At 58.0% G+C, this 15,158-nt stretch carries 12 protein-coding genes and 1 tRNA gene; 4 read left to right on the forward strand and 9 right to left on the reverse strand.

From position 1 onward, the window contains the following. Positions 1-56: 56 nt before the first annotated feature. From KY465_RS06270 to KY465_RS06280, 3 genes are all read left to right on the forward strand, one after another. Positions 57-2,513 carry an ArnT family glycosyltransferase gene (locus tag KY465_RS06270; RefSeq protein WP_219200847.1) on the forward strand — a complete coding sequence of 819 codons (2,457 nt, stop codon included), beginning with the start codon at positions 57-59 and terminating at the stop codon, positions 2,511-2,513. 92 nt (positions 2,514-2,605) lie between these two features. Beyond that, entirely contained in the window at positions 2,606-3,457 is an 852-nt protein-coding gene (locus tag KY465_RS06275) for a GNAT family N-acetyltransferase (protein ID WP_219200848.1), read from the forward strand. Then, positions 3,447-4,232, forward strand: coding sequence for a PIG-L deacetylase family protein (locus KY465_RS06280; protein ID WP_219200849.1), 786 nt, complete (start codon positions 3,447-3,449; stop codon positions 4,230-4,232). The genes KY465_RS06275 and KY465_RS06280 overlap by 11 nt, the downstream gene beginning before the upstream one ends. A gap of 169 nt (positions 4,233-4,401) precedes the next feature. Here KY465_RS06280 and KY465_RS06285 read toward each other — a convergent pair whose 3' ends face one another. From KY465_RS06285 to cysD, 9 genes are all read right to left on the reverse strand, one after another. After that, positions 4,402-6,000 (reverse strand): FAD-binding protein, encoded by a 1,599-nt coding sequence (locus tag KY465_RS06285; protein WP_219200850.1) that lies wholly within the window; start codon positions 5,998-6,000, stop codon positions 4,402-4,404. After that, the gene (locus tag KY465_RS06290; RefSeq protein WP_219200851.1) at positions 5,997-7,274 is read right to left on the reverse strand and encodes an NAD-dependent epimerase/dehydratase family protein; all 1,278 of its coding nucleotides are present in this window, start codon (positions 7,272-7,274) and stop codon (positions 5,997-5,999) included. Before KY465_RS06290 ends, KY465_RS06285 begins: the two co-directional genes overlap by 4 nt. Next, positions 7,274-7,687, reverse strand: coding sequence for a GtrA family protein (locus KY465_RS06295; RefSeq protein ID WP_219200852.1), 414 nt, complete (start codon positions 7,685-7,687; stop codon positions 7,274-7,276). Before KY465_RS06295 ends, KY465_RS06290 begins: the two co-directional genes overlap by 1 nt. Further along, a complete protein-coding gene (locus KY465_RS06300; RefSeq protein WP_219200853.1) occupies positions 7,684-8,475 on the reverse strand; it encodes a class I SAM-dependent methyltransferase in 792 nt (263 codons plus the stop codon). The genes KY465_RS06295 and KY465_RS06300 overlap by 4 nt, the downstream gene beginning before the upstream one ends. 116 nt (positions 8,476-8,591) lie before the next feature. Further along, positions 8,592-8,665, reverse strand: a tRNA-Gln gene (locus KY465_RS06305). Positions 8,666-8,733: 68 nt separating this feature from the next. Then, positions 8,734-9,636 carry an NAD-dependent epimerase/dehydratase family protein gene (locus KY465_RS06310; protein WP_219200854.1) on the reverse strand — a complete coding sequence of 301 codons (903 nt, stop codon included), beginning with the start codon at positions 9,634-9,636 and terminating at the stop codon, positions 8,734-8,736. A 52-nt stretch (positions 9,637-9,688) separates the two neighbouring features. After that, positions 9,689-10,492 carry a 3'(2'),5'-bisphosphate nucleotidase CysQ gene (gene cysQ / locus KY465_RS06315; RefSeq protein WP_219200855.1) on the reverse strand — a complete coding sequence of 268 codons (804 nt, stop codon included), beginning with the start codon at positions 10,490-10,492 and terminating at the stop codon, positions 9,689-9,691. Positions 10,493-10,562: 70 nt separating this feature from the next. Further along, on the reverse strand, positions 10,563-12,521 hold the full coding sequence (gene cysN / locus KY465_RS06320) for a sulfate adenylyltransferase subunit CysN (RefSeq protein ID WP_219200856.1): 1,959 nt from the start codon (positions 12,519-12,521) through the stop codon (positions 10,563-10,565). Next, entirely contained in the window at positions 12,521-13,426 is a 906-nt protein-coding gene (gene cysD / locus KY465_RS06325; protein ID WP_219200857.1) for a sulfate adenylyltransferase subunit CysD, read from the reverse strand. The genes cysN and cysD overlap by 1 nt, the downstream gene beginning before the upstream one ends. Before the next feature lie 366 nt (positions 13,427-13,792). Between cysD and KY465_RS06330 the strand changes: the two genes are divergently transcribed. After that, complete coding sequence (locus KY465_RS06330) at positions 13,793-15,151, forward strand: DUF2793 domain-containing protein (RefSeq protein WP_219200858.1); 1,359 nt, start codon at positions 13,793-13,795, stop codon at positions 15,149-15,151. The last annotated feature ends 7 nt before the right edge of the window (positions 15,152-15,158 follow it).

Raw genomic sequence — 15,158 nt, forward strand, 5'->3', positions numbered from 1 at the left:
GGGCCGCATGCTCTGGCGTCGTGACACACCGAAAACCAACCTTAGAAAGCCCGTCGATGTCACACTATCCGCGCCATGACGCAAGCACTTTCCGGGGCGCCGCACTGTTGTCCGCGCTGGCGGCACTGATCACGATCTCTTTCATCTCGATCGGCTTTTATGCGCTCTTTCAGAAGCTGGATCTCCGGGAATATTTTTACGTCAAGGACGTCTACATCTATGGATCGCTGATCTCCTTAGCGACAACTTTTCTGTATCTGATCTTTCCCCGCTTGATATTTTTCCTTCTGCTTCTGGCGATGATCCTGCCGCTGTCCCTGATGGGTCATCTGGGAGAGATCATCATCATTCTGGCGCAGTGGGCCGCGATATTTGCCATCGGCGTCTGCGTTGATCGAAGGCCCATCCATTGCGGTATGGAGTTCGTACGCACCCTCGCTCTGGGCTATGCGCTTTATTCCCTGCTGCTCATTGCCGCCGTGCATTCGGGCTGGTTTTCACCATCCGTCATTGCCGGGATTATCGCCCTTCCCATTCTGGCGGCCGCCGCCATTTTTCACGCCGGCAAACTGACGATCTCGCTGCCCGCTGCGCCCTCCGTCGAACGGTCATGGCTCTCTGCCATCACCGTCCTCCTCGCCACCATGGTGATCGTCACCCTGTCCTTCTTTGCCGCCGTGCCGGAAAATGGGAGTGACGCCATTGCGGCCTACCGACCCATGATCGCAGAACTGATGAGGACCGGCAGTCTGACCACCGATCCCGAATGGATCTCGATCGGTTTCATCTCTCTGCCGCAGATCTGGGCGCAGGCCGCAACGGCCATGCTGACCGGCAGCGAGATGGCCGCCAAGCTGTGGAACTATTCGCTGTTGTGCGTCTCGCTCATCGTCCTGGCGGTCCTTTCGAAGTCGGCTCTCGAGCGCTATGGCGCGCGCGGCAGCGGGAGGGGGGCCTGGCTGCTGCCCGGCGCCGTGATCGCCTCGATGCCTATCGTCGAACGGGTAAGCCTGAGCGCGTTTCCCGATCTCGGAGCTTTGCTCAGCAGCGTCATTCTAATCTTCTGGGTGTTTTATCTCTATGAGCAAGTCCGGCTGAATAGGTTGCTCCAACCGATCGATGGTGTGATTTCGGGCCTTCTTGTCGCCCTGGCGGTGCTGACCAAGCTGTCGCTCCTGCCGATGCTCGCTCTCTGCGCAGTTCCCCTTGGCATCTATCTGCTGATCAGGTGTTCCCCCCGCAACTTTCTCGTCTTCGCAACGATTGCTTCCGTGGTCTTTGCCGGGACGGCGCTTGCCTATTTCGGATATGTCTACAGCCAGACGGGAAATCCGCTCTTTCCCTATTACAACGAGATTTTTGGCAGTCCCTATTTCGGCGTCTTCCGCTCGCCGCATACGGGGTTCTTCAGCTACCTGCTTCCCTGGGACATGAGCGTCAGCACGACCGCATACAACCAGGGTGGAGGAAGCAAAGACGGCGACCTCGGGCTGAGCTTCCTGTTGCTGTTCGGCGCCGCTTTGACCGTGCTGGCGCTGCAGTTCGCGCGAAAAGGGCATCATTCGCCATCGGCATGGATCACCGCGGCCGGCTTCATCAGCGCCGTCTACCTGCTGTCGTACCTGCAAAACAATTCCCGTTACGTGTTCGTGCTGGCTGTCATCGCGACGCCGGCCTTTTGCGTGCTGGTCAGCGCGCGTTACGGCCGGCTCTGGGAAATGGCGGCAGTGCTCACCGTGACCCTTAACCTCGCATTGATGCCGCGGTTCGGACATGGCGGCGGGATGTTCCTGTTCGCCGAGACGCAAAAATCGATGCACGCAGAGGCCTACAGGTCGCGTCTGGACCGGCAGCGTATCGCCGACAACCTGTCGTCGCGCTATGGTCCGCAGGGGCGGTATGTGGCTCTCGGGAATCCGATTCGACCCATCGGACGCTTGTGGGCAACCAGCTGGTATTACGACCAACCTGCCAAGGCACTGAACGAGGCACTCAAGGGGGGGGCGGACGGGCTGGAAAATTTCCTTCGAAGCAAGAACATCGATACCGTGATCTTCGGCAGCAATTCGCAACAAAAAATGCGTCGCTTCTCCGATCAGAATTTCCTGAACAAGCTTAGTGAGCTATCCGCGGAGATCGAACATGAGGGCATGTTTATTCTCTTTCACTTGAATAACGACGTGCGGTTCGAAGAATTTCTCCCTCTTGGAGAGGGAGTTCCAGTGGCTAACCGACTTGAATGGATGAAACGGGTTGAGGCCGGCGCATTCCAATGGCATTTCGAATATATCTGTCGAACGCCCGGCGCGTTTTTCCTGGAACGGCCTCTTGATCATGACCCCCGGCCTAGCGCGCGGTCCTATACGACGCTTTGCACAGGAACGCCTGAGATTCTCACCACACCGCTAACCTCCGTCAACCAGCCTCGCCGCGTGCTGATGGATATGCGAAAATCTAACGCGGATCTACGGATCATCAACGCTGGGATATGGCATCGCCAACCCAATGAGTGAGGCATATTGTTGATTTGAGTTGTATAAAACATCCTGTACAGAATGAGAATTTTGGAAAGTAAGCACATTAAAATTGGAGGATTTTGAAGACAATGGAATTTCAGGAAACGCGGCTCAATCCTCATCTGATCGACGATCATCTACATCTTTTGCAGACATGCTTTCCCCATTCATCAATCTTTAGCAAGGCCTATCTCACATGGCTTTATCTCGACAATCCAGCCGGCGAAGTTGTCGGTTATGACGCCTTTCACGAAGGTCAGTTGGCGGCGACGTACGTCTGTATTCCAACTCGTGCCGTGCTGCGGGGACGCCCCGTGCGGGCGCTGTTGTCACTGAATACCGCAACGGCTCCGAACCATCGTGGAAAGGGCCTGTTCACGAAACTCGCCGAACGATGTTATGCGCATGCTGAGAATACAGGATATGAGGTGGTGTTCGGGGTGGCGAACGCCAGCAGCATCGGCGGCTTTTCAAGAAAGTTGGGTTTTCAGGATGTTATCAGCCTGGAGGCAAGGGTCGGTATCGGTCCCTTTCCACGGATCGATTTCGATCAAGCCTACAGCCAAGCAGAGTTTCGGTGTGACTGGGACCTGGAGCGACTGACCTGGCGCGCTGGAAATCCGGCTGGCAAGTTGTCGCTCTCCCGGCAGTCTGAGCGCATTCAAATCTGCGGCGCAACCGACTTCCGCCTCGTGAATGTTCAGGGCGAACTACCGCTTTCCTCCACGGTTGCCTCGACCGCGTCATTGCGCCCGGCCCCATTCCGATTGCACCTTGGCCTGGCACCTCGCGGGACATCTAGAGGCGGACTGTCGATCGCTATCCCTGACAAAATGAAGCCCTCGCCGCTCCGACTCATCTATCGCAACCTCTCGGCGTCGGACGACCGCATCAATTCCGATTCTGTCTTCTTCCAATTTATCGACTTCGATGCCTACTGATCAGCGCTCCCCCGTTATTGCGGTCCTGCTCGCCCACCAGGACGACGAACTGGGAATATGCGAGACGCTCTTTCAGGCCACCCGATCCGGAAAGCGCTGTCTGATATTCTACCTGACAAGCGGGGTTGCCCAATCTGAAACCGCGGAGCGACGCAACAGGGAGTCTCAGGCTGTTCTCGAACAACTTGGCGTGCCTCAAGATCAGGTGTTCTTCTGTGGCGATCAATTGGGGATTTCCGATGGCACCCTGCCCGCTCATATGGACATCGCTTACCAAGCGGTGCATCGCCGCTTGTCCGAGGAAGATGGGCCGTTGGAACAAATCGTCTGCCACGCATGGGAAGGTGGACACCAGGATCACGACGCCGTTCACGTGATCTCGGTGCTGCTGGCAGAGCGGTTCAACATCGTCGAGACGAGCCGCCAGTTCTCCCTTTATCGAGCGGCGCGGTCGCCGCTCATTCCTTATCTTGCGCTCAGCCCCCTTCGGATGAACGGTCCCGCTCTAAGCCTGACCGTTCCCCGGCGACGGGGTTTGTCCCACCTCGCGAAAATGTTCACCTATCGGTCGCAGATCAAGGTGATGCTTCTCCTTTTTCCCTCTTTTGCACACAGATATTTGTGGCAGGGGCGAGAACAATTGCAGCCGCTTCAGCGACAGAGAATTAACGAGCCGCCCACCCCATGGCCGGCACTCTATGAGAGGCGCAGGAGCTGTCGGTATGAAGAGCTCGCTGCATTTACGCGCCAGCTCGTGATGAAGCAGCGAATTTGAAGCTCGGAATGGCAAGCCAGAAGGCATTTTCTCAATCCTAGGAACAGAAATAGTTTCTATTTCTTAGAAGAAGTTGCGCCGTCCCTGCCGACCTGTTGCGTCCAACTGAGCATAAGTCAGAAAAAAACTGATTTCAGCTTCCTGTCGACTTCGAGCTCTAACAAAGCGTCTAACTGCGACTTGTTTTTTCAGAAGTTAATTCTGCTACCAGATTACGCCCGATGCGGTCTGCGTTAGCCATGATGGTAAGAGTATGCGATTTCTCAGTCAGAATTGGCAGACATGCACCATCGGCAATGCGTATTTTCTCTGCTCCATATAGCTCCCCGTGAGGGCCCGTGTTGCCGACTGTTTTCTTTAATTTCATGGGCAATGTGCCGCAATAATGTATATCGCTTCCTGGAGCGCCTATTGTAAAACTCTGCGGAACGACCACGGAGCCAAGACGACGAAAACTCTTGTTCAACATGCGCCGTGCCTTATCCATCAAAGGAATGACGGTATCAGAATATCTCCCAGATACCTCCAGATGATGATCTGCGGTTAAACGAACCGACGATTTTGTCAGATTGCCTGGAAGAAACAAATTTCCCACAGCGCAGGATGAAAGAAGCACCGCCATTGTATCTATCGCATAGCGCGGGGCTATCGGGATATTGCGTACGAACTCCGGAACTGGGATATTGCTCGCATCGGTAAGTGAGCCGAATCCGCTAATACTGGCTGTTATTGGAAAAGTGTAAGATAGTTGACTGAGGCCAAAAGCTGGGGAGCGGTTTCTCCCGAAAATACCAGGCACAAAAAGCAGAAAAGCTGCCGTTGGACTCGATAGCATCGGTCGAACGGATTTGTGTTCAAGCCTCTGCAGTGCCAAGCGCGATGTTGCCAGCGTTCCCGCAGCAAGTACCACTCGTCTGGCTTTTAGGGTCGAGGGGCCCGCGGCTGAGGTGGTGGACGCAACCGGAAGTCCGTTCGCCTGTCCCAGTTGCTCCACCCGTCGACCGGGTTCATAGGAGAAGTTTCGAAACGATCGGAGCGTCCTCAGATCTTCAAGCGCTGAATACATTGCGCGGCGGTTGCATCCCCACATGCATGTACCCAAAGAGTCACAAGCGTGACGCTGGCCTTTCTGTTCAGTAAGGACGGCAAGGCGAGATCTTCCTAATGCAATTCCGATCTCTGCTCCCCGCTCCTTCCTGGCATCGTAACGCCTCTTTAATTGCTCCTGCAGTGGGTCAAGAGCCACCGGATTGGTAGCAAAGGCATCGACCCTGAAATAGTCGGCCAGATCGTCATCTTCCGCTCCGCTGAGACCGATCCTAGCGCTAACGGCGTCATAGGACCTCTCCATATCCATGGGATCACAAGGGAAAGCGGAAAGCTCCCGCAAACTGAGACGAGAGACACCGCAACCCCACGCATTCGACAAGCCGCCGGGGGCCAAAGAACCGATAGCCACAAAATCCTTCGAAATGATCCTATTGCAGCTGGAGAAGTCTTCAAAAACTCCTGCGTGGGTCGGGATGCGAAGTTTAGGCGAACGATTGTCGGCGTCAGAGAGCGAGGTTTCATCAATACCAGTTTTCCAGCGCCACTGCTCTCTATCCTGAAGACAAAGCTCTTCGTAGTTTCCGCCTGGCAGGGGCTGGGTAGTCGGCTTTCCACCATCGACCATCAACACCTTGAGACCGGCCTCGACGAGCGGAAAAGCAACTGAAACGCCTGCTGGGCCACTCCCCACTACAAGGACGTCCGCAATCTCGCTCATTTGCGGGAAGTTCCCGAGGGGTTGGTGATCTGCAACAGTGGCGAAAGAAAAGGTCGACAAATGCGGGCGACAAGCTCACCGCTAGCAGCATTCAACAGGATTAACAAACGTCGGGCAAAGGAGATGTCCCGTTCCAGAAGCATGAACCTTCTGGCCCCAGCGGGACTTGCATCTGCAATCGAAATAGCAGCTTTTAATCGCAATCTGATCTGATGTGGAATGCTATGAGGGACGGGTTGTACGTTGCGGAGAAAGGAAACCAGAAAAGGGAACTGCAAGCATAGTTTCGGTAAACCGATAGCCTCGGTTGCGGTCTTGAATTGCTGGACGTAGCGAACGTAGCGTCTCGTCAAGCTAACTGGAGGCGGAGATCGCATGATATAGGTGAGGAGACAGTGCCCTTCTTCAAGAAGATTTCTGAGTGACGCATTGCCGGAGCGGCTCATTCCGTCCTCAAGCCGCCGGAGATTGACTCCCAACCGCCGTAAGTCATCTGCAGTTTGCATCGCAGGCAAACTCGTCAAGGATAGCAACCTGTCAAGGCCAAAGCGGATAGACAGTCTTTCTCCAAGTACTGCTCTCGACATTCTAAGCACCACAATGGGGCAAGGAACAACTACAGCACGCCGTCTCACCCATTTTACAGCGATGACCGACAAATAGCGTGAGAAATCAACTAGCTCTGGCTCCGCGACCTCATAGATCGCGAAATTATCGCGGACCCGGCAGGCTGCCAGGATAGCATCGGCAAGATCGTCCACATGAATTGGCTGAATAGGCAATCGGGGGTAGAACGCCGGAAGAAGCGGCGAAACACGCACCAAGCTAACGATGCGACCGAAAAGCCCCCGTTCCTCCCCGCCATAAACTTGGCCGGGGCGGATAATCGTGCCTCCGCTAATCCGAACCTGTTGTTCGATTCTCCATTTCTGACGACCGTATGCCGTGGGCGCCACGTCGGCCGCAGTTTGGCTGGATACGAAAACAAAATGAGCTCCGATCTTTCGACTGCAGGCCATAAGGCTTGCAGCTGCCGCCTGTTCATCGACGCCCGAATTTTGGTTTCTGTTTCCAGTGATTGCCGCCAGATGCACAACGACGTCGACGTCCGAAGGGATATCAGGTTCGACGAAATCAGCTAGATCAAAGGCGAGCCACGGGTGCCCCTTCAAGGGTTTTCGTGTCATCGCCAATATCTGGTGCCCCTCCGCATGAGCTCTGCAGACCAGTCTGCGACCAATGTATCCGGTTGCACCCGTTACGGCGATCCTCACTAAAAGTCCCCCCGCTCCGCAATTGTGTTCGCGGCTTTAGGGCGCGAAGATTGAAACACGAACCTCTTGCTCAGCCAAAAACTTAAAGCGACACTTGCAACATCGGAAAGAAATTTTGCGAACAAAACCGGTAGACCCGCATACAACAACAGAGCGAGAATTGCTGTCGCGATAGGTATATGCAACAAGAGAAGGGCGGTGAATCGTACAGCCTGCTGCAAAAAACCACCCTGATTAGCTTTGAATGTAAATAGACGGTGAGAAAAAAATGCGAATGTGCCCGCAGCTGACTTCCCAATTAAATTTGATATGAGAGGAGATGTATTTTCTATATTGTTAATTAGATAAAAACCGCCAATATCTATAATGTACGCACAAACTTGAACACTTATATATTTAATTAACTCCATCATTCTTTTACTTTTATCACAATTATATGGTGTATTGATAAATATTTTCCAAAAGGACGCAATACGTATTCAACTCCCGTCAACAGCGGTATACCGAATTTCGGCCAGAGCGTTCTGAAATTGAGACCTCCCGACAGGAGATACTTAATATAATTTCCGCAGACCTGCCGATGAACGATTTCTAGCTCTGGATATTTTCGCTCGAACTCTTCCCGATCTCGTTCAAATACGATGTAGCTCAACGCCTGATTTGCACCATTCATTGGCCCCACGACAGGCGTCTCCCATGAGGGAAAGTGTTTGTCGAAGCCTTCCGTCGGAAACAGGCGGGGATAGAGAAATGAAGCAAAAGGGCCATAATAGGGCTCGAGGAGAACGACCCCCCCGCCCGGACTTACGACGCGCAACACTTCGGCAAAAAACCGGTCAGGATTTGGGAAATGATGAAAGCAATTTTGGCCAAAGAAGACACGAACTGACTTGTCGGGCAAACACGTGCTCTGAGCGTCGATGACCTGATCTATTCCCGGTGAAGGGACAATGTCGCTTGCAATCACATCGGCATATCGCTCGCGCATTGGCGCTACTCCCGCGCCTAATTCGATGCGGGAACCTTCGCCGGTGAAATACTGGCGATCCAAGGCATGAAAAAGCCTATGAAAATCGGCAAATACACCTTGCAGCATTGGCTTAGAAGCAAGAATCTTTTTGTGAATATAAAACCGTCGATCGCTATCGACATCGAGCTGTTCAATCTCTCTTCTGCGCAATAATCCGAAAATGCGCTTCAAATCAGCCCCCTCGCAAGCCAGCTTCCGTTATTGTGGCGAAATAGAAATGGAAAACAATTTGTATTCCAATGGACAACCTTGTCCACAAGGAACCATTGGAAACGCAACCCGGCTGCTGGCTGGGGCGCCTGGATTCGAACCAGGGATGGCGATACCAAAAACCGCTGCCTTACCGCTTGGCTACGCCCCAAAACCAGTGGGGAAGCATCTAGCGAATTCGCTGCACCAATGCAACGGCGAAGCGTCGGGAAATCCCGCTCAGGATGCGGCGTCTTGGCGGCCAGCCGAAAAAGCTTCGCTCAGCGCCTGGTGGGTTGAAAGCGGCGGCGACCACCCCGTGACAGTGCAAAACCGTGTGTCGTCGAGCACGCAGGGCGCGCACAGATGCCGCCAGGCCGGACCGAGGATCGGCAGCCTTTCCATCAGAATGCGTGGCACCGGTGCTTGGCGAATACTTCGTCCGGCTTCACCTGCGCTCCGTTCGGCGATGGCGCGCAGAGCGATCGGTGCGCCATCGGTCAGATTGAACGTGCCTTCAACGGGCGGGCGGGCAAGCAGATGGACGAGCGCGGCGTTGAGATTGTCGACGTGCAAGACCGATTTTTTGGGCGTCAGCCAATCGGCCGGCAGCGGCCATCCGCGCCGCGCAAAGTCATTGACAAGGCCCAGCGCGCCGCCGCGTCCGCGTCCGTAGACGACAGGCAGGCGCAGTGTCGTCAGTGCCATCGGCGTATCCGCTGCGGCACTGAGAAGCTGCCTCTCGGCCGCGCGCTTCGAGCGGGCATAGGGATCGTCGCCGCAGAGCGCTGCGTCCTCGCGGAACGGCTGTGATCCGCCAAGGCCATAGACGCGGGCCGAACTGAAAAAGATGAGATGGCCGATGCCGCTTTGCGCGGCGAGCCTGGCCAGCGCGCCGGAGGCCTCGGCATTGATCTGCCGGAAGCGCGCGAGGTGGAAGGAGGATGGCGCCAGACGCGGCGGATTGAAGGCGGCCAGATGAATCATCGTCTCGGCACGCTGCAAAAAGGGCCGGTAGCTTTCCGGCTGTTCGAGATCCGCCTCCTGGCGGCTTGGCGCAAGCACGTCGTGGCCGGCAGCGCGCAGATGCGGCACGAGGCGGCGACCAATGAAGCCGCCCGCCCCGGTTACGAGAATGCGCATCGGCTCGTCCTTGCGGGTGGCGCGTCAGGCCGGTGGCGCGCCCCTGCCCGGCTCATGCGGCGAAATCGCACCGGGCCAGCGCCGCCGCGCTTCCGGCGATGAAGAACGGATTTGCAAAATCGGCATCGGCCGCTTGCTGCCGCTTGCCGTAGCGCAGCGGCTCGCCATCCGGCGTTAGCGTCTTGCCGCCGGCGGTACGCAGCACGGCGTCACCGGCGGCCGTGTCCCATTCCATGGTGCGGCCGAAGCGCGGATAAAGATCCGCGCTGCCCTCGGCCAGCAGGCAGAATTTCAGGGACGAGCCGATCGAGGCGGTTTCGGCCTGCGGGAAACGGGCAATGAAGGCATTGGTTTCAGCGGTGCGGTGCGATTTGCTGGCCACGATGCAGGGCGGCGTTGCCAGGGGCCGGCAGGCAATCGGGCGCGGCGCCGACAGGCTCAGATCGGCGGCGGCGGTCTGTTTGAAGGCCCGGCCACTCTCGGCGGCGAACACCTGCCGGCGCACCGGTGCATAGACAACGCCGGCCACCGGCACGCCGTCTTCGATCAGTGCGATGTTGACGGTGAAATCGGCCCGGCCTTCGATGAACTCGCGCGTGCCGTCAAGCGGATCGACCAGCAGGAATCGGCGGCCGAGCTCCGCCGGGCAACGGCCGGCGGACATCGCCTCCTCGGCGACCAGCGGAATGTCGCTCAACGCTTCCGCCAAGCCGCTGGTGATCAGCGCTTCGGCGCGACGGTCGGCCTCGGTGACGGGGGAGCAGTCGGATTTGTGCGCCACCTCGATTCCCTGCGAGCGCACGTCGAGAATGGATTCACCCGCTGCAACGGCAAGGCGGCAAAACAGTTCAATCATCGCGTCGGTCGAGCTCTTTCAAGGGTTGCAGACGGCGCCCTGCTGCCACCGCTCCGGCAGCATCCATCTGTCAGGCAATATAGCCCTTTTGCCGCAGCCAGGCATGAATATCGTCGACAAGGGCCGAGACCTGCTTGTCCATGGTGCGCAGGTGCAGATCCGGAGATTCAGGTGCTTCATAGGGGGAATCGACACCGGTGAAGTTGCGAATCTCGCCCTTGAGCGCCTTGGCGTAAAGCCCCTTGGGGTCGCGCCGGGCACATTCCTCGAAGGGCGTGTCGACGAACAGCTCGACAAATTCGCCCTCGTTCAGCAGATCCCGGGCCATGCGGCGCTCGGCGCGGAAGGGCGAGATGAAGGAGACCAGCACGATCAGGCCGGCATCGACCATCAGGCGCGCAACCTCACCGATGCGGCGAATGTTCTCAACCCGGTCCTCCTCGGTGAAACCGAGATCGCGGTTGAGACCGTGACGGACATTGTCGCCGTCAAGAATGTAGGTGTGCCGGCCCTCGGCATGCAGCCGCTTTTCGAGAAGATTGGCGATGGTCGACTTGCCGGAACCCGACAGGCCGGTGAACCAGATGACCGCCGGCTTCTGATGCTTCATTTCGGCGCGCGCCGTCTTGCTGACATCGAGCGCCTGCCAATGCACATTGGCGGCGCGCCAGAGCGCGTGGGTGATCATGCCGGCGCCCACCGTTGCATTGGTCAGCCGGTCGATGAGAATGAAGCCGCCTGTGCTGCGGTTGGTGCCATAGGGATCGAAGGGAATAGCCGTCTGCAGCGACAGGTTGACGACACCAACCTCGTTGAGATCCAGCGATCGGGCCGCTTCGTGGGTGAAGGAATTGACGTCGACCTTGTGCTTCAGGGTCGTCACGGTGGCCGGCAACTGATCGGCCTCGGTGCGCAGGATATACTGTCGCCCGGGCAGCAGCGCGTGCTCATCGAACCAGACGAGATTGGCTTCGAACTGATCAGCCAGTTCCGGCGGTGCATCGGGGGCGACCAGCATGTCGCCGCGGGAAATGTCGAGTTCATCGGCCAGCGTCAAGGTCACCGACTGGCCGGCGCGGGCGGCAGTCAGATCGTCATCGCCGAGGATGATGCGGTCGATGCTCGTCGTCTTGCCGGAGCGGGCCACCCGGACCCTATCGCCGGGGCTGAGATTGCCGGCCGCCAGCGTGCCGCAATAGCCGCGGAAATCGAGATTCGGGCGATTGACATATTGGACGGGGAAGCGCAGCGGCATGGCCTCGAGCCGGTCGCCGACGGGTACGGTCTCGAGCCGTTCGAGAACCGTCGGACCGTCATACCACGGCGTGTTGCCGGAGCGGGCGATGACATTGTCGCCGAAACGGGCGGAAATCGGCACCGGCGAGATGCTGTCAAAGCCCAAAGTGCCGGCGAAAGAAAGGTAGTCTGCGACGATACGGTCGAACACCGTGCGGTCGAAATCGACGAGATCGAACTTGTTGATGGCGAGAATGACATGGCGCACGCCGAGCAGCGAGGCGATGAAGCTGTGGCGGCGGGTCTGGGTGAGCACCCCCTTGCGCGCATCGACGAGGACGATGGCCAATTCCGCGGTAGAGGCGCCGGTTGCCATGTTGCGGGTGTACTGTTCATGACCCGGCGTATCGGCAACAATGAATTTGCGCGTTCCGGTGGCGAAGAACCGATAGGCGACATCAATGGTGATGCCCTGTTCCCGCTCGGCTTCCAGCCCATCGACGAGAAGCGCCAGATCCATGTCCTCGCCGGTGGTACCATGGCGGCTGGAATCGCTGGCCAGCGCAGCCATCTGGTCCTCGAGGATCAATTGGGTGTCGAGCAGCAGGCGGCCGATCAGCGTCGACTTGCCGTCATCGACCGAACCGCAGGTGATGAAACGCAGCAGCGATTTCTGCTCCTGTTCGGCAATGAAGGCGCCGACACCCTGCGCGGCGGCGGAATCGCTCTGCGCGTGGCGCGCTTTTTCGGGGCTCTGCGCGTGGGGCGCGTTTTTGGGGCTATTGTCTCCCATCAGAAATAGCCCTCGCGCTTTTTCTTCTCCATCGATCCGGACTCGTCGTGGTCGATCATCCGGCCGTGGCGCTCGGAGGTGCGTGCAACCAGCATTTCGGCAACGATGGCCTCGAGTGTGTCAGCCTCGCTCTCGACCGCGGCGGTGAGCGGGTAGCAGCCGAGCGTGCGAAAGCGCACCATGCGCTGTTCCAGCTGTTCGCCGTCGCGCAGTTGCATGCGCTCGTCATCTTTCATCAGCAGCATTCCGTCGCGGGCAACGACCGGGCGGCGGCGCGCGAAATACAGCGGCACGATCGGAATGTCTTCCTGCAGGATATATTGCCAGATATCGAGTTCGGTCCAGTTGGACAGCGGGAAGACGCGGATGGTCTCGCCGGACGCAACCCGGGTATTGTAGATCTTCCACATCTCCGGGCGCTGGTTTTTCGGATCCCAGCTATGGCCGGCCTTGCGGAAGGAGAAAATCCGCTCCTTGGCACGGGATTTTTCCTCGTCCCGCCGGGCGCCGCCAAAAGCTGCGTCAAAACCATGCTGGTCCAGCGCTTCGCGCAATGCCACGGTTTTCATCAGGTGGGTATGGGTGGATGATCCGTGCGTGAAGGGGCCAACGCCCTGGCGTACGCCTTCGGCATTCTTGTGCACGATGAGATCGAAACCCAGCTCGCGCGCCATGCGGTCGCGGAAGGCGATCATCTCGGCAAATTTCCAGTTGGAATCGATGTGCAGAAACGGAAATGGCGGCCTGGCAGGCGCAAAGGCCTTCAGCGCCAGATGCAGCATCACCGACGAATCCTTGCCGATCGAATACAGCATCACCGGCTTTGCGAAATTGGCGGCGACCTCGCGCAGAATGTGGATGGATTCAGCTTCAAGACGCTGAAGATGTGTCAGTGGACGCGTCATGCTGTCCCCGCTATTTGTGCCCCTCTGGCCAATATCGAGACCGGCCAGTGGCGTGCTTTTGCCATTGTGCACGGACTACTTCAAGGATTTTCCGCTGAGATAAACCGGGTGTTGCAAGGCAAGAGGCGGGCAGACCTGAGCGCATCGAAGTTTATCTTCCATTGTGTTGCCCAAACCGGGCCACAAAGGCGGCAGCCGCAGCTTTGGCTGAGCCGGAAGGAACGGTGCATTTGCCGCGATGCCGCCGCGGCCACAGAATGTTTGAGCAATTCGTTTTCTCCACCTCCTGCGCCGCCGCGTTAGGCTTTGTCTGTGTGACGATCCGGAGCCGTCATGGCCCTTGTCCTATCCGCAGCGGAGTTTGCAATGAGCGCGATGTCGACATCCCATCTTGGCCTGCCGTATCTGCAAGCGGCGCAGGCGCAAAAGCATGTCACCCACAACGAGGCGCTGAGCGGGCTGGACGCGCTGGTGCAACTGGCCGTCCTTTCGGCTGATCTGAGCGGACCCCCGGGAACCGTGAGCGAGGGAGACCGCTATCTCGTCAGCGCAGGCGGCAGCGGCGCCTGGCAGGGGCAGGATGGAGATATCGCGGCATTTCAGGATGGCGGCTGGAGCTTTTTCAAACCGCAGGAGGGCTGGCGCGCCTGGGTCGCCGACACGCAGCAATTGCTGGTGTACAGCACCGGCAGCTGGGCGGCAGTCGTCCCGGACTTTCCCACGCAATTGCCACTCTTCGGTGTCAATGCGGCGGCCGATGAAACGAACCGCATGGTGGTCAAGGCCGACGCCGTGCTGCACAGCCATGATGACGTCACGCCGGGCACCGGCTCGGCGCGGCATATCGTCAACAAGGCGGGAGAGATGGATACTGCCTCGGTGGTGTTTCAGACCGGCTGGTCAGGACGCGCCGAATTCGGCCTGACCGGCGATGATGACTGGCGCGTCAAGGTCAGCGCCGACGGCAGCACCTGGTCAGAGGCCTTGCACATCGACCGACAGGATGGACGCGTGCAGTTCCCGAACGGCCTTTTGCATGGCGACAGCGGCCAGCGTCCGCAGGGGTTTCTGGCGGTGCCCGGAACGGTCATATACCGAATCAATGCCGCGCACGCCGCCAATCCGCGCACGGCGCAACTGACCGGCGTGGCCGGCGATCTGCTCAGTCTGGCGACCGGTGATGCGGCGCTGTTCTTTTCCGGGCAGATGAACGAGCGCGTCATGGTGCGCATCTGGAACATCTCGAAATCGCCGGAAGAGAGCGCCTGGGTGATCTGGAGCGACGAGGCCACGCAATTGCAGGTCCTCGATGCTGCTAGCGTTGCGGGCTGGTCGCCTGGCGACAGCGTGCAAATCGGCGATCCGACGTCCATCACGCCTGGCGGAGTCATTGCCTGCGACATCAGCCCGATGATGCAAACGCAGTTCGGCCGGGTGTTTCGTCAGGTCGGACTGTTCGCCAAATATTACGCGTCCGGAGATACGGCGGTGCTGAGCGAAACGCAATTCACGCAGATACGGATCACCCCGACGGGCGTCAGCGGCACCTTCGCGAATGGATCTTCGCTGAACAAGGGTGTTGCGGGTGAAGGGCTGCTGATGATCGCCTGCAGCCAGGCCTCACCGGTGTCCGACAGCAATCTGGTGTTCGTGCGCGAATACAGCCCGGCTGGAGATCTCGGCATCCAGCTGGTGGCCACGATGGGACTGACGGTGGAGTTGTAGAGCCTGA

This window comes from Neohoeflea coraliihabitans, assembly GCF_019334345.1.
Lineage (GTDB): Bacteria > Pseudomonadota > Alphaproteobacteria > Rhizobiales > Rhizobiaceae > Pseudohoeflea > Pseudohoeflea coraliihabitans.